The organism is Bowdeniella massiliensis, assembly GCF_023634005.1.
GTDB lineage: Bacteria > Actinomycetota > Actinomycetes > Actinomycetales > Actinomycetaceae > Bowdeniella > Bowdeniella massiliensis.
The window spans coordinates 25,500-45,737 of the sequence record NZ_JALIQR010000018.1; the positions used below are offsets into that span (position 1 = coordinate 25,500).

The 20,238-nt window shown below is 65.5% G+C and carries 19 protein-coding genes; 6 read left to right on the forward strand and 13 right to left on the reverse strand.

From position 1 onward, the window contains the following. Positions 1 to 82: 82 nt before the first annotated feature. The 6 genes from MUN85_RS11535 to rsmI form a co-directional block, all read right to left on the reverse strand. Positions 83 to 1,351 (reverse strand): resuscitation-promoting factor, encoded by a 1,269-nt coding sequence (locus MUN85_RS11535; RefSeq protein ID WP_250506828.1) that lies wholly within the window; start codon positions 1,349 to 1,351, stop codon positions 83 to 85. 101 nt (positions 1,352 to 1,452) lie between these two features. Continuing rightward, positions 1,453 to 2,562, reverse strand: a complete 1,110-nt coding sequence (locus MUN85_RS11540) for an aggregation-promoting factor C-terminal-like domain-containing protein (RefSeq protein ID WP_250506829.1) — start codon at positions 2,560 to 2,562, stop codon at positions 1,453 to 1,455. A 130-nt stretch (positions 2,563 to 2,692) separates the two neighbouring features. Then, entirely contained in the window at positions 2,693 to 3,733 is a 1,041-nt protein-coding gene (locus MUN85_RS11545) for a TatD family hydrolase (RefSeq protein WP_250506830.1), read from the reverse strand. A 96-nt stretch (positions 3,734 to 3,829) separates the two neighbouring features. Beyond that, on the reverse strand, positions 3,830 to 5,617 hold the full coding sequence (gene metG, locus MUN85_RS11550; protein ID WP_250506831.1) for a methionine--tRNA ligase: 1,788 nt from the start codon (positions 5,615 to 5,617) through the stop codon (positions 3,830 to 3,832). 64 nt (positions 5,618 to 5,681) lie between these two features. Further along, positions 5,682 to 7,670: an acyltransferase family protein gene (locus MUN85_RS11555; RefSeq protein WP_348647981.1), complete on the reverse strand. Its 1,989-nt coding sequence runs from the start codon at positions 7,668 to 7,670 to the stop codon at positions 5,682 to 5,684. 126 nt (positions 7,671 to 7,796) lie between these two features. Continuing rightward, positions 7,797 to 8,693 carry a 16S rRNA (cytidine(1402)-2'-O)-methyltransferase gene (gene rsmI, locus MUN85_RS11560; RefSeq protein WP_250506833.1) on the reverse strand — a complete coding sequence of 299 codons (897 nt, stop codon included), beginning with the start codon at positions 8,691 to 8,693 and terminating at the stop codon, positions 7,797 to 7,799. Between the two features lie 65 nt (positions 8,694 to 8,758). Here rsmI and MUN85_RS11565 point away from each other — a divergent pair, with 65 nt between their 5' ends. Further along, on the forward strand, positions 8,759 to 10,675 hold the full coding sequence (locus MUN85_RS11565) for a dolichyl-phosphate-mannose--protein mannosyltransferase (RefSeq protein WP_250506834.1): 1,917 nt from the start codon (positions 8,759 to 8,761) through the stop codon (positions 10,673 to 10,675). Positions 10,676 to 10,702: 27 nt separating this feature from the next. Here MUN85_RS11565 and MUN85_RS11570 read toward each other — a convergent pair whose 3' ends face one another. Further along, positions 10,703 to 11,971, reverse strand: coding sequence for an MFS transporter (locus MUN85_RS11570; RefSeq protein ID WP_250506835.1), 1,269 nt, complete (start codon positions 11,969 to 11,971; stop codon positions 10,703 to 10,705). A gap of 403 nt (positions 11,972 to 12,374) precedes the next feature. Between MUN85_RS11570 and MUN85_RS11575 the strand changes: the two genes are divergently transcribed. Next, positions 12,375 to 13,481, forward strand: coding sequence for a DUF6882 domain-containing protein (locus MUN85_RS11575; RefSeq protein ID WP_250506836.1), 1,107 nt, complete (start codon positions 12,375 to 12,377; stop codon positions 13,479 to 13,481). A gap of 75 nt (positions 13,482 to 13,556) precedes the next feature. On the opposite strand, the gene MUN85_RS11580 is transcribed toward MUN85_RS11575, so the two are convergent. Continuing rightward, positions 13,557 to 13,709, reverse strand: a complete 153-nt coding sequence (locus tag MUN85_RS11580) for a hypothetical protein (protein ID WP_250506837.1) — start codon at positions 13,707 to 13,709, stop codon at positions 13,557 to 13,559. Positions 13,710 to 13,861: 152 nt separating this feature from the next. On the opposite strand from MUN85_RS11580, the gene MUN85_RS11585 reads away from it, so the two are divergent. Beyond that, positions 13,862 to 14,818, forward strand: a complete 957-nt coding sequence (locus MUN85_RS11585; RefSeq protein ID WP_250506838.1) for a DNA topoisomerase IB — start codon at positions 13,862 to 13,864, stop codon at positions 14,816 to 14,818. Here MUN85_RS11585 and MUN85_RS11590 read toward each other — a convergent pair. Then, positions 14,815 to 15,333: a DMT family transporter gene (locus tag MUN85_RS11590; protein WP_250506839.1), complete on the reverse strand. Its 519-nt coding sequence runs from the start codon at positions 15,331 to 15,333 to the stop codon at positions 14,815 to 14,817. The genes MUN85_RS11585 and MUN85_RS11590 overlap by 4 nt on opposite strands. A gap of 82 nt (positions 15,334 to 15,415) precedes the next feature. Here MUN85_RS11590 and MUN85_RS11595 point away from each other — a divergent pair, with 82 nt between their 5' ends. Then, positions 15,416 to 16,612, forward strand: a complete 1,197-nt coding sequence (locus tag MUN85_RS11595; protein ID WP_250506840.1) for a hypothetical protein — start codon at positions 15,416 to 15,418, stop codon at positions 16,610 to 16,612. Between the two features lie 131 nt (positions 16,613 to 16,743). Here MUN85_RS11595 and MUN85_RS13085 read toward each other — a convergent pair whose 3' ends face one another. After that, a complete protein-coding gene (locus tag MUN85_RS13085) occupies positions 16,744 to 16,974 on the reverse strand; it encodes a GNAT family N-acetyltransferase (RefSeq protein ID WP_431603562.1) in 231 nt (76 codons plus the stop codon). A 270-nt stretch (positions 16,975 to 17,244) separates the two neighbouring features. Continuing rightward, positions 17,245 to 18,189: a cation diffusion facilitator family transporter gene (locus MUN85_RS11600; RefSeq protein ID WP_250506841.1), complete on the reverse strand. Its 945-nt coding sequence runs from the start codon at positions 18,187 to 18,189 to the stop codon at positions 17,245 to 17,247. Positions 18,190 to 18,267: 78 nt separating this feature from the next. Here MUN85_RS11600 and MUN85_RS11605 point away from each other — a divergent pair, with 78 nt between their 5' ends. After that, positions 18,268 to 18,672, forward strand: coding sequence for an arsenate reductase ArsC (locus tag MUN85_RS11605; RefSeq protein ID WP_250506842.1), 405 nt, complete (start codon positions 18,268 to 18,270; stop codon positions 18,670 to 18,672). Between the two features lie 15 nt (positions 18,673 to 18,687). Here the strand turns inward: MUN85_RS11605 and MUN85_RS11610 are convergent, their stop codons facing one another. Then, on the reverse strand, positions 18,688 to 19,347 hold the full coding sequence (locus MUN85_RS11610; protein ID WP_250506843.1) for a GntR family transcriptional regulator: 660 nt from the start codon (positions 19,345 to 19,347) through the stop codon (positions 18,688 to 18,690). Positions 19,348 to 19,441: 94 nt separating this feature from the next. Continuing rightward, entirely contained in the window at positions 19,442 to 19,957 is a 516-nt protein-coding gene (locus tag MUN85_RS11615) for a TIGR00366 family protein (RefSeq protein WP_250506855.1), read from the reverse strand. On the opposite strand from MUN85_RS11615, the gene MUN85_RS11620 reads away from it, so the two are divergent. Beyond that, complete coding sequence (locus MUN85_RS11620) at positions 19,851 to 20,168, forward strand: hypothetical protein (RefSeq protein ID WP_250506856.1); 318 nt, start codon at positions 19,851 to 19,853, stop codon at positions 20,166 to 20,168. The two genes, MUN85_RS11615 and MUN85_RS11620, sit on opposite strands and share 107 nt — an antisense overlap. Positions 20,169 to 20,238: the final 70 nt, after the last annotated feature.

A 20,238-nucleotide genomic window follows, 5' to 3' on the forward strand; every position in this document is an offset into this window, starting at 1 on the left:
CCGGACAGAACGGATGGATCTGTCCGGCCGGTGAGGCTCGTACTGGCGTGCGCTGAAGGTGGAGGGTCAGCGCAGGCAGGGTCTAGCGCAGGCCGAGCTTGGCGGAGCAGGCAGGCCACTGGCCCCAGCCCGCACGCTGCTGCAGGATCTGGGCACGCTTGGTCTGCTCGGCAGGCGAGGCCTGGCTCGGCAGGCCGGATCCGCCCACGGAGCGCCATGTCGCTACCGAGAACTGGTAGAGGCCGTGATAGGTGCCAGAGGCCGAGACCGCGCGGGGGTTACCGCCGGATTCACACTGGGCGAGGCGGGCCCACACGCCGGAGGTCGGGGCGGCGCCACCGGTCGAGCCGGCGGAGCTGGAACCGCCGGAGCTGGCGGCCGTCGAACGCTTCGCGGGTGCGGCCTTGGCCGGCGCGGGCTTCGGCGCGGGACGCTTCTTCGTCCCGATCGCGACGACCTTGGCCGTCGGCTCGGTGCGCTGCTCGTCCTTCAGCTTGGCGCTCGTTTCCTTACCGTTGACGCTCACGGTTTCGTAGATGCGCGTGATGACGCCCGCCTTGCCGGCGGTGATGACCTTGGACTCGCCGACGAACAGATCGCCGGACTTCTGCTCCGTCGTCGCAAAGGGCAGGTCTTCGGTTTCGGTGCGCTCGCCCAGCTCGACGCGGTCGATCGTCACGATGACGGTGTTGTTGTCCGCGGGCGTGATCTTGACGTCGTCGTGCTCGCCGAGCTTGACCTCGGCCTTGAGAAGCAGACCCTCGAGGGTGGTTTCGCCCTCCACGTCGATCTCGCGCTCTTCGCCGGCGACGATGAGCTTGACCTTGCCGTCGGTGATGAGCGGCAGACTGAGTTCCTGGCGCTCGGTGGAACGGGAGGCGGCGACGATGGAGGCGGAGCGGCCGGAGGCGGCGAGCTCGGCCAGGGCGCCGGCGGTATCATCGGCCGTCGTCCAGATCGTGTGCTTCGCGCCGTCGATCATGACCTCGATGGGCTTGGCGGTGCGCACGACGATGGTGGCGCCTTCGGTGAGGGCGGAGTCCGGATCGGGGCTGACGACGTCATGCTCACCGAGGGTCACGCCCTGCTTGGCGAGGACGCCCTGCACGGAGCCGGCGAACGTCGAGACCTGCTCGACCTGGCCGTCGACGTCGAGCGCGACGGACTTGTGGGCGTGGGCCACGCCAGCGCCGGAGGCCACGAGGGCCGGGACGGCGATCGCGGCGACGATGGCGGCGCGCTTGCGCCAGCTCGGCTTGGTTGCCGGGGTGTTCGTGTCGGTCGTTTCGGCGTCGGCTGCGGGGGCAGCGTCGGCGTCAATCTGGCTGTTTTCGGAGGGAAATTCAGTCACAAGCGTCGACCGTAATCGAATTGTTACCTGGTCGTCCAGTGCCCGTGCGGTACTTCACATGTCACCGAACAGGGGGTGCGGGCTGTTTTTCGCCCGATTTGTTAGTACCAGCCGCGGGCGTAGGAGTGGTTCAGCGCGGCGCACGGCGAGCCGTAGCGCCCCTGGATGTAGGTCAGGCCCCAGCGGATCTGCGTGGCCGGATTGGTGCGCCAATCCGCGCCGGCGGTGGCCATCTTGTGGCCCGGCAGCGCCTGCGGGATGCCGTAGGCGCCCGAGGAGGGGTTGCGCGCGAGGTGGTTCCAGCCCGACTCGCGGTGCCACAGCGTCGACAGGCAGGACATTTGATCCCCGCCCCAGCCGAAGGAGCCCAGCATGCCGCGGGCAATGTCCTGCGCGCTGCCCGCGGGCACGGGCGCGGCGGGCGGCGCGGCGGGGGCTTGCTGGCGGCTCGTCGTCGATCCGGAATCGCGCGGGGCGGCGGCCACGACGGGCTGCGGCTTCGGCTTATCCTTGGTGCCGACAAGGACGACGCGGTCCTGCTTTTCCTGCACCACGACGGTGGCGAGCGCGGTGCGGCCCGTTTCTTCGCCCTCGTTCAGCTCGACGCGGTAGGTGGTGCGGGTGATGCCGTTTTGACCCTCGGATTCGACCTTCGTCTCGCCCTTGAAGAGGTTCGGATCCTGCTTTTCGATCGTCTCGAACTCGGTGACGTCCTCGTCGGAGGCCATGCCCGAGTTGCCGCGGGTGATGACGACATCCATTCCCTCGGCGGCGGTCTGTGACAGCGGGATGTTGACGGTGTCGAACATGCCGACGACGATGCCGGCGTCGGCGAGGGCTTCGGCAAGGGAGAGGGCGGGGACGTTGTGCGTCGCGGTTTCGCCGTCGGCGGTGACGGTGATGTCGACGCGCTCGATGGCGTCCAGGGACAGGCGCTCCAGATCGCGGGAGGCGGCGATGGCATCGCGGCCGTCGACGACGGCAGCGGCGGAGGGCGCTGCGGCGGGTTCGTCGGTAGTGAACAGGCCCGTCTGGGTCGCGGCGAAGGCGCCGGAGCCGGCGATGAGGGTGGCGACGGAGGCGACCGTGAGGACCTTGCGGCGGAAGGTGGCGGCGGCCGGGTGGTGCCCGGTGGCGCGGAACTGATATGTCCGTTCCTTCAGGCGCGCGGCGAGGGTGGGCTTGGCAGCGTGGCGACCGGATTTAGTCAAGACTTCATCCTTTGTGGAGGGTTTCCTGGCGGCGGCGCGGGGGCACCGTCGCAGTCACGATTTCCACTCTACGATGCTCGCGCGGCGCCCACAAGAGACGCGTTCCACCAAAACTGGAAGATTTCAAGGCTTAGGCCGGGATGGCGTAGACGTCGCGGGTGGTGGCAAGGATGCGGGCGGCGAGGTCCGCCGCGGGCAGGCCGCGAACCTCGGCCATGCGCTGAAGCGTGAGGCCGGCGAGGAAGGCGGCGTTCGGGCGGCCGCGGAACGGCGCGGGCGTGAGGTAGGGCGCGTCGGTTTCCACGAGCAGGAGGGCCTCGTCGGCGGCGGCGACGGCGGCGCGCAGCTCGTCGTTCGCGGGATAGGTGACGGGTCCGGCGAACGACATGTACCAGCCGTGGCGATTGCAGATGGCCGCGAGTTCGGCGTCGCCGGAAAAGCAGTGGAAGATGGTGCGCTCGGGGGCGCCTTCGGCGAGCAGGACATCGACGACGTCGCGGTGGGCGTCGCGGTCGTGGATCTGCATCGGCAGGCCGAGCTCCTTGGCGAGCGCGATGTGGGCGGCGAAGGCCTCGCGCTGGGCGGGGCGCCCGCCCTCGCCGGTGCGGAAGTAATCCAGCCCGGTTTCGCCGATGGCGACGACGCGACCGGGGTGAGCGCGGGCGACGCGCTCGACCAGGGCGAGGGTTTCCTCTGGGGCGAGGGCGTGGAAGTTCTTGACGTGCGGGGTGAGGCCGTCCGGGCTCTTATCGCGGTAGCCGGCGTGGACGGCTGCCTCGTTGGGGTGGATCGCGACGGCCCAGTAGACGGCTGCTTCCTCGCGCGCGGGCGCGGGCGTGCGCGCGGGCGCGGGCGTGCGCGCGGGCGCGGGCGTTCGCGCGGGCGCGCGCGAGGCGTCGGTGGCCGATGCGGCGTCGGCGTTGAGTTCGGCGCCCGCAGTGAGTTCGGCGTCGGCCGCGCGGATGTCTACCACGTCGCAGGCAGAGGAGATGACCGCGACAACGCCGGCCTCGTAGGCTCGGGCGAGCTGTTCGGCGCGCGGCATCGCAAAGCCCGTCGAGTCCCGCGGGATCTCACGCTCCGACATCGGCAGGTGCGTGTGATTGTCGATCAGCTCGAAACCGTAGGGCTCCTCGAGCGTTGGCCACAGGCGCGGCTTTTTCTTCGACATCGTTACTCCTATCGACGGTGCCAGCTGAGCATCCCGCGCGACGAGTGCGCTCTGCAAACTGCGGGCTGCTGGCTGCGGGCTGCTAACTGGGACCTGCTAGTTGGCGGCGCGGCTCAGTTCCTCGTCGATGATGGCGTCGTCGAGCTTGGTGAAGATCGGCGTTGGCTTGGAAATCGGCGCGCCGATCGTCACCGGGCGCGGGCCCCAGGCCGGAACCTGGGTGTAGTCGCCCGTGATGATCGGATAGTCCGGTCCCCCGTCGAGGTCACTCACCTCTTCGATGCGTGGCAGGGGCGCGACGTTGCCGTCGCCACCGATCGCGGCGTCGACCTCATTGGCGGCATGCGGCAGGAACGGGCTCAGCATGATGTTGAGGTCCGAGACCGCCTGGGCGAGGGTGTGCAGGATCGTGGCGAGGCGCTCGCGCTCCTCGGGGGCCTTGAGTTTGAAGGGCTGGGTGTCCGCGACGTACTTGTTGGCTTCGCCCACGAGCTTCATGATCTCGGCGATGGCGGCCTTTTGGTGGTGGTGGCGGATGAGGTCTCCGACGCGCGTAAAGCCGTCGGCGATCTGGTTGACGAGGGCAGTATCGACCTCGGTCAGCTCGCCGGGGCTAGGGATTTCGCCGAAGTTCTTCGCGATCATGGCGGCGGTGCGGTTGACGAGATTGCCCCAGCCGGCGACGAGTTCGGTGTTGGTGCGGCGCACGAATTCGGCCCAGGTGAAATCGGCGTCCTGGGTTTCGGGGCCCGCGGCCGAGATGAAGTAGCGCAGCGCGTCCGGCTGGTAGCGCGAGAGCATGTCGCGAACGTAGATGACGATCCCGCGCGAGGAGGCGAACTTCTTGCCCTCCATCGTGAGGAACTCGCTGGAGACGACCTCCGTCGGCGAATTCAGGCGGCCGAGATCGCCGGGGCTGCCGCCGCGCTCGCCCTCGCCGTTGTAGCCGAGGAGTTCGGCGGGCCAAATCTGGCTGTGGAACGTGATGTTGTCCTTGCCCATGAAGTAATAGGACAGCGCGTCCTCATCGTTCCACCAGCGGCGCCAGGCCTCCGGATCGCCGGAGCGGCGCGCCCACTCGATGGACGCCGACAAGTAGCCGACGACCGCGTCGAACCAGACGTACAGGCGCTTGGTTTTCTGGTCCTCCCAGCCGGGTACGGGGATGCCCCAGTCGATGTCGCGCGTCATGGCGCGGGGGCGGATGTCCTCGAGGATGTTTTGGGAGAACTTGATGACGTTGGGGCGCCAGGTGCCGGAGGCTTCGCGCTCGTCGAGCCAGGTGGACAGTGCGCCCGCGAGCGCCGGCAGGTCGAGGAAGTAGTGATCGGTTTCGACGAAGGCGGGCGTCTCGCCGTTGATGCGCGAGACCGGGTCGATGAGATCGGTCGGATCGAGCTGGTTGCCGCAGTTATCGCACTGATCGCCGCGGGCGCCGGCCGCGCCGCAGATGGGGCAGGTGCCCTCGATGTAGCGATCGGGCAGGGTGCGGCCCGTCGACGGGGAGATTGCGCCGTGGGTGGTTTCTACGCTCATGTAGCCGTTGTCCCGCACCTGGGAGAACATGGCGCGCACGACCTCGTAATGGTTGACCGTCGTCGTGCGAGTGAACAAGTCATAGGACAGGCCGAGCTGGACGAGGTCCTCGACGATGATGCGGTTGTTTTTGTCTGCGAGTTCGCGCGCGGTGACGCCGGCGGCGTCCGCGGCGACGAGGATGGGGGTGCCGTGCTCGTCGGTACCGGAGACCATGAGGACGTCCTCGCCGGCCATTCGCATGTACCGGCTGAAGACATCGGAGGGGATTCCAAAACCTGCGACATGGCCGATGTGGCGGGGGCCGTTGGCATAGGGCCACGCGACGGCGGATAGCACTGCACTCATGGCTTTAAGCCTACCTGCGGCGCGTTGTCCGGGCTAAATACGCCCGGCGTGAGTTTGGCAGCGGTTAATGGCCATCGAGAGAGGCTGCTGCCTCGTTGATGGCGCTATGCAGGGTCTTGACATACAGGTCAATACCGGCCTTGCGAGGGTGGGTCTGGTCCGAGGCGAGCAGGTCCTGGTGGTCGGCGGCGACAGTGTGCCAGTTCGCGACAAAGACGCGGTCTGGATGTTGCCTTGCGGCGTTATCGATCGCGGCGTTCGCGTCGATCACCCACCGGGCCTTCGGGCGGGAGTAACCATTGACCAGCACCAGACGGCGATCGGCGCCGATGGCATGTAGCACCCCCTCGATCTGATCGTCGCGGATCGTGCCGTTTGTAGCGAGCCCAACGATAACGACATCGCCGAGGGAGTCAGCGGCCAATTGCCGGGAGATGAGATGATCGATGCTCGGCATCGCGCGCGAGACCTCCGCGTCGACGAGGGCTTTGGGCCAACGTGCAGTAATCGCGGGAGAGGCAGCAAGCATGACGGAGTCACCGATGAAGGAAAGCGAGACATTTCCGGTCTTGTCCTCATCCGTCGCGGGCGGTTTCTTATCCGACGGTGGAGTCGACGGTTCAGTGGGTTTAGGACTTGTTGTACCTTGCGGGGCCGCACCGTTTCTGCGGGCATCATTGTGTTGATCCAGCTGGGCGCGCGCAGCATCGATCTGCATTTGCAGCGTGGTTTTGGTCGGCGCGACGGCCAACCCCACGGACGCTAAGACGACAGCGGCGGCAGTTACCGTTGTCATGGCGAGCGTGACGATCCGTCTACCCACGCTGAGGTGACGGAAAGTCATCGTCGAGCTATCTCCTTCCAGCCGGTGCGGGCCGCGCCGGAAGGAAGCGACGACGCTCGCTCCCCAGGCCCGCAGGGTTGCGAAAATGCCCGCTCGGCGCATCGGGTCTTCTACATAGCGCAGTGAAATCTCTGCTAGCGCGAGTGACAGCGCGGCGACGCAGGCGCCCACGAGATAGGGAGAGGCTGATGGCCACTGATAGTTCGCGAGCACGAGCAATGGCCAATGCCACAGATATAAGCCGTAACTGCGTGCACCGATCCAGACCAGAACCGGATGCTCCAGGATCGCGCACAGACCGCGCGCCATTGCCGAAGCCACGGTGACGTCGGGCATGACCGCGCGGATGATGATTGCACTCGCGAGCGAAGCGACAGGCAACCCCCAGATATACAAGCCGCGGTCGTCGTCGTAGATCTGCGTACCGATCGCGGCAAGGACAGCGACGGCGAGCCAACCTGCGGGCCCCCATAGGCCAACGAGGCGCACGAGACGTGGCGAGCTGGGACGAGGCGCCCGCCCAGAGATAATCATCGCGAGGATTGCACCGATCATGAGGCCGAACAAGTGCGTGTCGGTGCCATAGTAGGCGCGCGAGAGATTCGTACCGGAGATGATCGCCATGCTGGTCGCCGAAGCGATCGCGAGCAGTCCGGGCACGATGGCTCGGCCTCGCCAGCGTACGATGACCAGCAGGACCAGGGGCCAGACAATGTAGAACTGCTGCTCGATGGCGAGCGACCACACATTGGTCAGCAGCAGGGGGTCACTCGCGGCGAAATAGTCACTGCCCGTCGCGATCTGCGCCCAGTTGTAGGTGTAGGTCAGCGCGGTGATCGTCTGCAGTCGTGCCTTGACCAGCGCATCGCCACCGACGAGGGCCGCGAGTGCTACGCACACCAGCACCATGAAGGCGAGCGCCGGGAAAAGCCGCCGAAGGCGACGCAGCCAGAACGCCTTCAGCTCAATCCGGGAGTTCCGCTCGTACTCGTTGATGAGTAGGCGGGTAATGAGGTAACCGGAGATTACGAAGAAAACGTCAACTCCAATAAGGCCCGCGGGAGCAGCACCTGGAATGAGGTGGTAGACCAAGACGATGGCTGCGGCTAGCGCGCGCATCCCATCCAATCCGGGGTAGCGGACTGAGGGACGCGATGAGCGGACTGAGGGACGCGATGAGCGGACTGGACTGGTTGAGGACGTCGACACACATACACTTCAGCAGGATTCGGGCCCGAGACCTAGTAACCACGGGATGATTTACCCATTCGAAACTAATTCCTCGGTGGGACGCCACGGGGCGGACCGATATACCGCGAGGTGACGGCGCTGGCGTCAGGAATCAGCGACGGCCAAGTTGAAGAGTTCTCTCGCGTTGATGCCTTCACGGGTCGCGACGTGACGCGCCGCGATCTTCATTCTCAGCCCTAGTTCCGCCAGTCGGCGCACCTCTGCAACGAATCGGGGATCGGGCTCGGCTGGTTCATCTCCGAGCGGTCCGGGGGACGTAATGCCGGGATCCCCAACTCCGGGTGCGCTGGAGCACGGCGCAATCACGATGACGATCTCGCCTCGCACGCCCTGGCGCGCCCACTGCTCGAGCTCGATCAGGCTACCGCGGCGTACCTCTTCGTGGATCTTCGTCAACTCGCGGGCGATAGCCGCCTCACGTTCTGGTCCGCATGCAGCGGCGAGCTCCGCCAGCGTCGCGGCCAGCCGGTGCGGGGATTCAAAAATGATCGATGTGCGCGGCTCGGCCGCGAGGCGAGTGAGCGCGGCTGCCCGGCGGCGACCCTTACGCGGCAGAAAGCCGTCGAAACAAAACGAGTCCGTCGCGATTCCTGACAGCGCAAGCGCCGTGACGACAGCGGATGGACCCGGTAACACCGTGAGCGGGAGATCGCGTTCATGTGCCCGCGCGGCGAGGCGGAAGCCCGGATCGGAAATCGTCGGCATCCCCGCATCGCTCACGACCAGGACGGCCTGACCAGCGGCCGCAAGATCGAGCAGTTCATCCGCTCGCGCCTCCTCGTTGTGATCGTGAAAAGCAATGATGCGACCAGATAGCGTTACGCCGAGGCCAGCAGCGAGCTGGCGAACTCGCCGCGTATCCTCGGCCGCGATGACGTCGGCCTGACCGAGGGCGGCGACGAGCCGATGCGAAGCGTCAGCAAGATTACCGATGGGAGTCGCGGCCAGGGTGAGGCCAGCACTCAGCTGTGGCGTTCGCATTGGTCGGCCTCCAGTTGGCAGCGGATCTGTCGTTGTTTCATCGTCTCAGACATAGACTGCGATGTGTGAATGAGGATCCCACACGCGAAGCCGAGACCGAGCACAGCCACTCCTCCTATGACGAGATTGGTGTGGCCGTCGGCGACGATAAGCGGGTGCCAAGCAAATCCCAAGTGGCGAGCACTGCGATGGCGACCGCGACGCACATCGCGCTCGATAAGCTCTCCACCGTTCGCGCGCGGGAGGCCTTCCTGCGAGATCGGCTCCGCCTGCCGCATCCCACGCCCACTCCCCCGATGCTGTGGGTCGGGCTCGCCGTCGTCACCATATTTGCCGCCGTTGCGCGGCTCTGGCGGCTCGGGCACCCGACGTCGCTCGTCTTCGATGAGACCTATTACGTCAAGGACGCCTACTCGCTGCTGCATCAGGGTTATGCGGGCACGTGGAACGAGAATCCGAACGACGCGTTTGCCGCCGGAGATACCTCCTTCCTGCAAGAAAAGGCCGCCTTCGTCGTCCATCCCGACGTCGGCAAATGGCTGATTGCGATCGGGATCCGGCTCTTTGGGGTGGACTCCTCCTTCGGGTGGCGCATCACCATCGCGATTGCCGGCATTATCTCGGTGTGGCTCATCGGGCGGATTGCGGCCCGGTTGTTCCGCTCGACGACGGTGGCGATCACCGCCGCGGCGCTGCTCGCCATGGATGGCATTCACATCGTCGAGACGCGCATCGCGCTGCTCGACGGCTTCCTCATGCTCTTTGCGCTCTTCGGGTTCTGGGCGCTGCTGCGCGATCGCGATGATTCGCGGGCGCGGCTCGCCCGGCGGATCGCCGAGGATCCCTCGCGGCTCAATGACCCGTGGGGTCCGGCGCTGTGGTGGCGGCCGTGGCTCGTCGTCGCCGGCGTGTTTTTCGGGCTCGCGACGGGCGTGAAATGGTCCGGGCTGTACATGCTTGCGGCCGCGGGCCTGGCGGCGCTCGCGTGGGATATCGCGGCGCGGCGGGCCGTCGGGGCGCGATTGTGGATCGGCGCCGGCGTGTTTCGCGGCGGGCTACCGGCCTTCGTCAACCTCGTGCCGGTTGCGGGGCTCGTGTATCTCGCGTCGTGGTTTTCCTGGTTTGCCTCCTCGTCGGGCTACTACCGGACGTGGGCACAGGGGCTGCGCGATGGCGGCAATGACGTGCCGCGCGGCTGGCTACCGGATGTGCTGAACAACCTGTGGGAGTACCACGCGGCGATGTACCGCTTCCACGTCTCGCTGCATTCCGATCACACCTATCAGTCCAACCCGTTCGGGTGGCTGATCCAGCTGCGGCCGACGTCATTTTTCTGGGAGACGAGCCCGGGGGCTAATTGCGGGCTGAGCTCGGGCGAGTGCGCGCAGGCGATTACGGCACTCGGCAACCCCGCGATTTGGTGGCCGGCCGCGCTCGGGTTGCTCGTGGTGTTGTGGGCCGCGATCGCGCGTCGGGATTGGCGGGCGTGGGCGATTCTCGTCGGGTATTTCGGGCTGTACGTGCCGTGGTTGATCTTCTCCGATCGCACGATCTTCACCTTCTACACGATCGCCTTCGTGCCGTTCGTGTGCCTCACGTGGGTCTTCGCGCTCGGCTATCTCACCGGGCACGTGCGACATTTGCCACCGCTGCCCTATGCGCGCGAGGACGGCACGATCGTGCAGCCGTGGGCGCCCGGCGTCATCACGCCGAGCTACGCGATTCCCGAGCTCGCGGGCCCCGTCGTGCTGGAGGAGATCGAGCGCGAGGAGGCCGCCGAAATCGATGGGATCGCGCCCGGCGAGCGGCCCTATGACGAGCCGCTGCCACGGCGATTGACGCGCTCGGCCCGAATCACCTGGGGCGTTGCCGTCGGGATCGTCGGCCTCGTGTTCGTCTTCTTCTACCCCATCTGGACGGCGATGGAAGTGCCGAAATGGTTCTGGCGCGCGCACATGTGGCTCGGCTCGATGTGGATCTAGCCGCTGTGGCAGGGGCCGGCTGGCGACCTAGCTGAGCTCGGAGCGGCGGCGGACGAGCTGAGCCGCGACGATGTGCGCGACGATGACGGCGAGCAGCGCGCCCGTGACGGTGACGGCATAGGCGGGCGTGTAGCCGCCGATGACCTCGCCGTTGATGGTGGCGGTGCGGCCCCAGTCGGCTAGGCGGCCGGCCGTCGAGGATCCGACGGCATAGCCCAGTCCCGTCACCGAGGCGAGCATCGTCATGACGACGCCGAGGCGCGTCGGGGGCGTGACCATTTCGACGACCGAGAAGTTCGTGATCATCAGCGGGGCGATGCCAAAGCCCATGATGGCAAGGACGAGCGTCAGCCAGCCGAGCGAGTGCACGAACAGCAGCGGGATTGACAGCACGAGCAGCGAGATGGAAAACACGCGCACGCGGCGGTCGAAGGTATAGGTGGCGGGGATCGCCGCGATCGCGATGCCGGCGACGACGGAACCGATGCCGAGCACGCCGTGCAGCAGCCCGGCCATGCCGTCCTGACCGGCGGCGCGCGCGAGGACCGTCGTGCCGGTTTGGACCGATCCAAACATTGTGCCGACGAGGAATTGGCTCGCCATCATGAGGGCGGCAATCGTGGTGATGGCGCTGCCGATGCGCAGGGCGTGCGTGCGCGAGCCGGCCACGAGGCGAGAGGTCGGGTGCAGCCCGAACCAGGTGCCGAAGACGATGACGAGGACGGCGGCCGTCGTGACGGCGAACTGCGCGTTGATGATCGCGGTGAGGATGCCGACCGTCGCGGGGCCAAGGACGAAGCTCGCTTCGTCGCCGGCACCCTCCCAGGAAAATGCGGTGTTGAGGCGCTCGCGGTTGGGGCCGGTCTTATCGGAGACGAGTTCGCGCCAGCGGATGCGCGCGAGGGTGCCGATCTGGGGCAGGAAGAAGCCGGCGGCCGCGGCGGCGAGCGCGAGGATCGGCCAGGAAAGGCCCGCGTTCGTGAGGAACACGAGGGCGAGCAGGCCGAGGCCGGAGACGATCGACTGGACGATGACGACGGGTTTTTGGCCGATGCGGTCGGTCAGGCCGCCCGCGATCGGAGAGCCGATGGCGTTAGCAACGGCGAGGGCGCCGGCACACGTGCCTCCGGCGGTATAGGAATCTGTGGCCGCGGTGACCATGAGCAGCGTCCCCATTTGTGCCATGGCGAGCGGGACGCGACCAATGAAGGCGACGACAATAAACACCCACCCGGATAGGGCGAACAGATCACGGTAGGCCGCGGCCAGCGAGCGAGCCTGGGCACGCGCTGACATAGCGGAGACCTCCAACGTGGTGAGTGCGGGCAACGGCCCGCAAGAGCCGTCCAATCATGCCGCGCTGGCGCGCCCGGATGCAAGCGGATGTGAGGAACAAACTGCCAGGTGGCTCCCCAGGCGCTTTCAGGTTCCTTTCAGGTAGGCCCGTCATTGTTATAGACATCAGGCCAGATGAGACATGGCATTGGCCTGAATCGCATGGATAGGCCGTCTGACTGAGGGGAAAGACGACCGGGACGCGATTCCGCTTCACTCCGCGGATCCCGTCCAGACTGGTGAATGACGCCCCGACCTGCCTCCCTGGGTCGGGGCGTCAGCCATGTTCGGGGGTCCCGCGGCGCGGCACGGATCTAGCCGCGGGCGCGCTGCACGCCGGGGTCGGCAGCTCTAGACTTCAGATATGGCTTATGAACTATCGGAGCTCGTCAATCGCGCGGCGTTCATGTCCACCGAGGCACAGATCGTCTTGGAGGATCTCGTCGAGGATCTGCCGTGGCAGGCAGAACTCGGCTCGGACAACCCGAGCCTGACGTGGGGCGAGGGCGATGATGCCATCGTGACGCGTCCCTCCCTGCTCGGCACGGTTGCTGTCCAGGACATGACGTGGCACTGGGCGTGGGACAACATCAACGGTTTTCCCGCCGCCGTCGTGCGGCGAGCCGAGGAGGTCAAGGCGCGCGCGGATGGCACGCACGCGCTGACCGAGGTCGAGCTGCCGATTGAGGCCAACCGGAATCTGCCGCTGGAGCTGACGCTCGCGGCGAAGGCCCTGACAGGCGTGTGGACGCATTACGCGGCCTCGGCGGGTCCGGGTACGGACGTATGGTTCCTGCTGGAAAGCCCGAAGCTCGCGCTCGGTGAGCCCTCGGTAGTGCGCATCGGGCGAGTGATCGCGCAGGCGCTGATGTCGATCACCGTCTCCGATCACCGCGCCGCGCTGCTGGAATACGCCAAGCTGCGCGGGATCTCGCACCGTGAGGGCGAAGATACCGTGACGCTGCTGGCGGCCGATGGTAGCGCGACCGTCGTGTTTTCTGCGGGGCGGATCGTCAACGTTGAAGCGACGAGCCGCACCGACGACGAGGCGGAGCCGGCACGCGAGGTGCCGCCGATGGCGAGCGAGGATCGCGCGGCGGAGGTCTCCGGACTGGAGGTCGCGCCCGACGAGCCGGTGACTGAGGAGCGTCCGGTGGCTGCGGAGCGTAAGGACGTCGAGGACGCGGAGGTCGTCGGCGCCGAGGTCTTCGAAGAGGATGCCGAGGTTGCCGACTCGGAGGCGTCGGCGGATTCCTCGCTCGAGCGTGGTCCGCAGGAGGAGGGAGTAGCCGAGGCGCAATCGCACGCCGCGCGCGAGACCGACCGCCAGGACGTTGAAGAGCCCGCCGAGCGCCTGGCGCCCGAAGCGCTCGTGCGCGAGGAGTCGGCTCGCGAGGAGCGGGTGCGCGAAGAGGAGGACAAGCCCGAAAAGAAGAAGGGCTTCTTCTCCCGCCTCTTTGGTGGTCGCTAGGGAGTAACTGCTGCCAGGAGACACGACAGCGCACCGGGAATGAACCCGGCGCGCTGTTGTCGTCTTCAGCGAGTATTAGCCGCGGAAGATGCGGGAGGCGGCCTGCCGTGCACGATCCTTCGTGCGCTTCGTCTTCAGCGAAGACGGAGCCTCGCGAGTCGCGCTGTAGGCAGGGTGGCCCGTCGGCTTCAATGTGTTGAACAGGAATTCGTTCACTTTCTTGATCACGTGTGCCCTCCTTACAGCCGTGTGGTCGAGCTTTGTGCCGTATACCTTAACATCAAGATATTGCCGCATCAATGATCTGCGGTGGCGTGTCGTTCCCTGGGCGCGCGCATCGGGCCGCGCGCTGTCATGCTGGCGTCTATGGAGCAACGCGCATGACGGTACGACGAGTTGAGCAGGGCTCGGGCGGTTTCACGCGCCGTCGCGCCGGTAAGGGGTTCACCTACTGGGGCGCGAACGGCAAGCGCGTGACCAACAACAAGCAGCTGCAGCGCATCAAAGACCTCGTCATTCCCCCGGCCTGGGACGACGTGTGGATCGCCGCGAGCGCCGATGACCATATCCAAGCGACCGGCGTCGACGACGCAGGCCGGCTCCAATACATCTACCATCCCGAGTGGCGCGCCCAGCAAGACGATGAAAAGTTCATCCGATCCCTCGCCTTCGCCGACGCACTGCCCGCGGTTCGACGCCGCGTGACGAAGGATCTGAAAGGCAGCGATGAGCGCGCCCGGGCGCTCGCTGCGGCCGTGCGGATGATCGACACGATGGGGCTGCGGGTCGGCGGCAGCCAATACGCGAAAGAGAACGAGTCCTTTGGCGCCTCGACCTTGCAACGCCGCCACGTCGAGGTGACCAAGTCGATCGTGCACCTGACGTTTCGGGGCAAGTCGGGCGGCGAATGGGATGTGCGAGTGAAGGATGCGGCTCTCGCGAAGTTCTTTGACTCGCGACCCAAGACCCCGCGCTCAGCTCCGGCGGTGTGTTGGCCGGAGCAGCAGGGCCGACGCCGAACCTGGCACGGGGTGAGCGCAGCGGATATCAACGCCTATTTGGCAGAGGCCTCGGGCGGGCATTTCACGGCGAAGGATTTTCGCACCTGGCAGGGCACCGTCGTCGCGGCGCAAGCCCTCTCCCGCGCGGCCAAGGCAGGCGATACCTCCCCCGAGGCCGTGACGGCGGCGATCAAGACGACGGCCGAGTGGCTGCACAATACGCCCGCGATCGCGCGCGATTCCTATATCAACCCGCGGGTAATCGAGCTGTTTGAAAAGGGCACGGTCATCTCCGGTAAGGCGACGGACGCGAAGGTGCGTGCGCTGCTGACCTAATCCGTCTCGGGCCAAAGCGTCTCCGGCGAGACATCGCGGGCGGCGAAGCGTTCGGAGCCGATTCCGGCGGCGACGACGAGGATAATGCCAAGGATCTGGATCGGTAGCGGGATCTGGGCGAGTACGATCGCGCCGATCACGACCCCCATCGCGGGTTCGAGTGCCATGAGCGTGCCGAAGGTGGCGGGACCCATGCCGCGCAGTGCCACGATCTCCAGGACGAGCGGGATGACGGGCATCAGTAGCGCAAGCCCGAATGCGGTCGCGATGATCGGTGCCGAGATGTGCGGCAGGGCCTGCGGTAGCCCGATCGGTACGAAAGCAATCGCGTCGATTGGGATCGTGAACGCGAGCGCGGTGACGAGGAGCCAGGCCGCACCGTGGGTTCCCACTTCGTCGATCAGCCCGACCGCGAACGCGCCAGAGAGTTGGACAGAGAACATCGCGGCGGCGGCGAGCATCCAGGGAGGGATCAGTGCAGCGCGGCTGCGCTGTTTCTCCCGCCAAAGACTCACGCGGCTAGGTTACGCCCCTTGTCGTCCCGGGCCGCGTGCGAGAATGAGACTCACAATTCGGATCGGGCCGGAAGGACGCAGGGTGGCCGCATCGTCAGTACAGCTACTGGCCAATGAGGAGGCTTGGCTCCGCACCAATGGGCTTCCCCTCGTCGTCCCGCCCCGCCGCCGCCTCGTCGGCCCCATCACCCGCACCGTCCCGCTGTTGCTGACGTCCGCGTTCTTCGCGACCTCGCTCCTCGTCGCCGATGCCGCGATCGCGGCAGAGCAGACGATTGACCTGGAGGAACCCCAGAGCTATCCCGGCATCGTGAACGCGATGCTCATCAGCCTCCCGATCGCAGTGATCGCGATCCCGGTCGGGCTCGGCTACGCACGCATTCAGCGGCGCTTTAGCGTCCGTACGCGCGTGATCGTCGGGCTGGTGGTGATCTTCTTGTGGGTTGCGGGGTTCTCGATCGCCTCGAGTTTCGTCGAGACCACGGGCCTGTTACACCTAGGTTTCTTCGAACGGCTCGGCTTGCTCGTCCTCGCGGCGGTCTTGAGCTTTGTGGAGCTCGACCGGATCCTCACGTGGGCTGGCAGGCGCTCCCTACGCGAGCTCACCGCCGCGATCCCCGCGGTCGCCCGCATCCTGCCCCTGCTGCTCCTAACCGTCCTGCTGGTTTTCTTCACCACCGAGCTCTGGCAGCTGTCGGCCAACATGAACCACCGTCAAATGGTGTGGCTGTGCACGTTCCTGCTCATCATGCTGATCGTCATCATCGTGCCAGCTGTCATCGACATGCTCGATGAGCAGGACACCGAGGACGATAGCGAACATCTCCTTCAGGCCACCCCATTTTGCGGCGTGGAGCCGTCACGCTCGAAATTCTCCATCGGCGAGTGGATCAACCTTACGGTCGTGGCCGCCGCGGTCCAGCTTGCGCAGGCGGCGATCTTCATCGTCGCGACCTTCGCGATCTTCACGATCTTCGGCAAGATCGCCCTCACCCCGCAGTTGATAAAAACCTGGACTGGCAAGGATCCGCGGGCCATGCAATGGGTGGGGGTCAACCTTCCGCTCGATGCCGCGATGTTCCGGGTGTGCTTGATACTCGCGCTGTTCTCCGGGATCTCGTTTGCCGCCTCCACGCTGTCGGACAGCATGTACCGCTCGCTCTTCCTTGGCCGGATCGCCGACGAGATGCGCCGCAATATCGCGGCCCGGCACCGCTACCGCTCGACCCTGCGCTCCTGCGGCAAACTCCCGCACCGTTGGCGCGACATCGTCGCCTAGACATGGCGACGCCCCGACCCAAGGGAGGATGGATCGGGGCATCTCACCAGTTGCGGCTCGTCTTTCCCCTCAGTCCGACGGCCTATCCATGCGGCGGAAGCGATGCCATATCTCATCGCTTCCGGCTATGTCTAATACTTTGCAGGCCGAAGCTGGGCAAAGCCTGAAGCCGAGTACACAAGCGCCTGCGAGTTTCGCCGTGGACTATTCGCGGTATCGCAGCCAGACGGCGTCCAAGCCTCCCCAGGGGTCGCCTCCATCAATCGTTGACCGACCCCGGCACGCTGAAACTCCGGAAGCACGTAGAGCTTCCACAGGACGAGATCTGACTCGAGGTGGCTACCTGGTTGATGCAGACGCACCTGCCGTCGATCACGGCGATGTCGTCGAGCGTTGCCTGTCAGATGTCGATCTGCATGTCAGGAACCTACCGGCGGAGACAGCTCGGCGCCCCGACCCAGGGAGATAGGGTCGGGGCGCCTATCACCAGTCGGTCGTCTTTCCCCTCAGTCAGACGGCCTATCCATACGGAGCAATCGATGCCATGTCTTCATCTCTTGCTCGATGACTATTACTTTGCTGCCCGAACCTGAAAACAACCTGAAACTCGCTGTATAGGTTCCTGTCTATTCTCAGCCCGCCGGATCGACTTCGCAGCGGTCGTGCGCAGCGATGGCGGGGGGCTCGAGCTGGAACGTCGAGTGTTTAATCGAGACGTCGAAGTGCTCGGCCACGCACGTGCGTACCTGGAGCAGGATTTCAGCCGCGTGCCCGTCTGTGAAGCACTCTTCGCTCAGCACGATGTGAGCGGTGAGCCGCGGGAGCCCGGTCGCAACGGTCGAGGCGTGCATGTCATGGACCTCCAGCACGTGCTCCAGGTCTTCGATGTGGCGGCGCACCTCATCCAGGTCCAGGCCCTCGGGTGTGAATTCCATGAGGACCGCGAGGGTCTCTCGGATCAGGCGCAGGGCTCGCGGCACGATCAGCAGGGCGATGAGCAGCGCCGCGAGCGCATCCGCCCGGTAGAACCCGGTCGTGGCGATCAGGATTGCGGCCACGATGATTCCGAGTGAGCCCAACGCATCGTTCAAGACTTCGAGGAACGCTGCCCGCATGTTGAAGTTCGCACCCCGCGATGAGGCGAGCACTCCGATGGCGCACAGGTTCGCGACGAGGCCAAGGATACCGATGATGAGCAGTTCATTCGCGGGGACTTCGGGTGGATGGAAGAGTCGCCGTACACCCTCGATAGCGGCGTAGGTGCCGACAACGAGCAGGAGCGTTGCCTGTCCGAGCGCGGCGATGACCTCGATCCGTCGGAAGCCCCAGGTGCGGCGAGAGTCGGCCGGGCGATGCATGAGGTGAGCGGCGATCAGCGCGACGAGCAGACCGGACGCATCGGTGATGGCGTGAGCGGTATCGGTGAGGAGTGCGAGCGATCCCGTGATCCATGCGCCGACCGCTTGGATGATGACGATCGAGAACGTGATCGCAAACGCGATCGCCAGCCGAATGCGCAAGCCCTTTGATTGAGCTGCCTCGTTAGCTCCATGCCCGTGATCGTGCCCGGCACCCACGTGTGCCCTCCGTTCTCTCTAGTCATCACCCTACGCTTTTTGGTGTTGTCCTTCAAACTCTGGCCGTAGCCTTGAACTATGGAGAAGCCATCGGTTCTTTTCGTGTGCGTCCACAATGCCGGGCGTTCCCAAATGGCAGCGGCCTACGCCACTCACCTGTCCGGCGGCCAGGGGGAGGTCCGGTCGGCCGGTTCTGCCCCGGCGATGGAGATCAACCCGGCCGTGCGCGAAGCCATGGCCGAGGTCGGGATCGCTATTTCTGCCGAGCAGCCGAAGATACTCACCACCGATGCCGTCCAACTCTCGGATGTCGTCATCACCATGGGGTGCGGCGACACGTGCCCGTTCTTCCCCGGAAAACGCTACGAAGACTGGAAGCTCGACGATCCCGCAAGGCAGAGTGTCGAGGCCGTCCGCCCGATCCGCGACGAGATCAAGTCCCGCACGATCGAACTCCTTGAAGGTCTTAGGGTTGAGTTTTAGTTCGCCGGCGAAAGCCTAGTTCTGCCAGCGCGCTTTGACGAAGATCTGACTCTCCTGCAACTGCGTCGCAATGCGATCTCGTGCGCCCAAAATATGCTTGCGGATCGCGTGGGCCGCCCGTTTCGAATCGTGCTCGGAGCAGGCAGCGAGGATCTCCGCGTGTTCTACCGCGCTCTGGTCGTGGTTGACATCGATATCCGGGGCGGCAAAAAGATACCGTTCAGCGTTTTGCCACGCCGGTTCGATTCCCCGCACCAGCCACTCTGATCCTGCGCCGGTGTAAAGAGAAAAGTGGAACTGCCGATGGGCTACGCGGGCATCGTCGACCTGTCCTGCTTCAACGGCAGCATTGTGTTGCTGAAGGAAACTGTTTGCTTGAGCCAGCTCGTCTTCAGTTATTCTCTCAGCAGCTAGTTCTATCGCCGCGGACTCCAAGGCTGCCCGGGCTTCATAGGTCGCGTGTAGGTCAGCAAGCGATAGCTCGAGGACCCGCGCACCGCGGTGCGGCAAAATCTCCACCAGTCCGAGCGCCTCTAGCTGTCGCAATGCGTCGCGGATCGGCATCGGACTCGTCGAGAATCGTTCGGCGAGATCTCTAATCCGGAGCGCGCTCCCACCTGCGTACTCGCCCCTAAGGATGGCTCCATGCAGCTCGCCAGCAACCTGGTCAGCCATGGTCCTTTGCAGCTTCACTCGGTCTCCCAGTGATCGGGTCGGATAGCTCAATGGTAGGCGCGATCTATCTCGACCGCGCCTACCGGGTGGCTCGTTACAGGATCATCGGCAAAATGCCGAGTAGCAACGAGGCGACAATTCCTCCGGCGACCAGGATGATGAGGCAATAGCCCATGATGTCGCGAATTCCTAGCCGAGCAATGGCGAGCAGCGGGAGCGCCCAGAACGGCTGCAGGAGATTCGTCCAGTTCGCTCCCTGAGCCATCGCCACCGTGATGAGACCAGGGTCGGTTCCGAGGTTCTTGGCGAGGTCGTAGAAGATCGGACCTTGCAGTACCAGATGGCCACCATCGGCCGGGACAAAGACATTGATCAGGCCCGCGGTTAGGAACGTGATCACGGGCAGGGTGCCACTTGTCGCGAAGTTCGCGAAGGCGTTCGTGATGATCTCACCCAGACCCGAGCCGGTAATCATGGTTGAAACTGCGGAGTAGAGCGGATAAATGATGACAATTGGAATGATCGAGCTTCCAGCCGCCTTCGACGATCCGGCCGCGATTGCGGAGCGCGTCAATGGCCACCTCGCGCAATGGCTCGCCTCGGGCGCCAAGGTAAGGGTCGAGGCGGACAGCGCCGCGCTGTCGGGGCGGCGGCAGTGGGTGTGCGAGCTGCCCGAAGGAGAAGTGAGCCTGCCCTGCGGCGGCACGCACCTGACGTCGCTGTCCCAGCTGAGCGCAGCCGTCGTGGATTTTGACGTGTCGGGCGAGGGAAATACTCGTGAGGTCCTCATGATGACGAGGGTTACCGTCGCCGAGTCATGAGCGCGGACATGGTTCGGCGCCCCGACCCGGGAGGATGGGTCGGGGCGCCTTTCACCAGTCTGAGCGAGCC

Bases quoted from the DNA above. Each gene is read 5' to 3' on its own strand.
- MUN85_RS11605 (WP_250506842.1), top strand. From the start codon at position 18,268: ATGGAGAAGCCATCGGTTCTTTTCGTGTGCGTCCACAATGCCGGGCGT.
- MUN85_RS11570 (WP_250506835.1), bottom strand. From the start codon at position 11,971: ATGTCAGCGCGTGCCCAGGCTCGCTCGCTGGCCGCGGCCTACCGTGAT.
- MUN85_RS11575 (WP_250506836.1), top strand. From the start codon at position 12,375: ATGGCTTATGAACTATCGGAGCTCGTCAATCGCGCGGCGTTCATGTCC.
- metG (WP_250506831.1), bottom strand. From the start codon at position 5,617: ATGAGTGCAGTGCTATCCGCCGTCGCGTGGCCCTATGCCAACGGCCCC.
- rsmI (WP_250506833.1), bottom strand. From the start codon at position 8,693: ATGCGAACGCCACAGCTGAGTGCTGGCCTCACCCTGGCCGCGACTCCC.
- MUN85_RS11610 (WP_250506843.1), bottom strand. From the start codon at position 19,347: ATGGCTGACCAGGTTGCTGGCGAGCTGCATGGAGCCATCCTTAGGGGC.
- MUN85_RS11620 (WP_250506856.1), top strand. From the start codon at position 19,851: ATGATGACAATTGGAATGATCGAGCTTCCAGCCGCCTTCGACGATCCG.
- MUN85_RS11545 (WP_250506830.1), bottom strand. From the start codon at position 3,733: ATGTCGAAGAAAAAGCCGCGCCTGTGGCCAACGCTCGAGGAGCCCTAC.
- MUN85_RS11585 (WP_250506838.1), top strand. From the start codon at position 13,862: ATGACGGTACGACGAGTTGAGCAGGGCTCGGGCGGTTTCACGCGCCGT.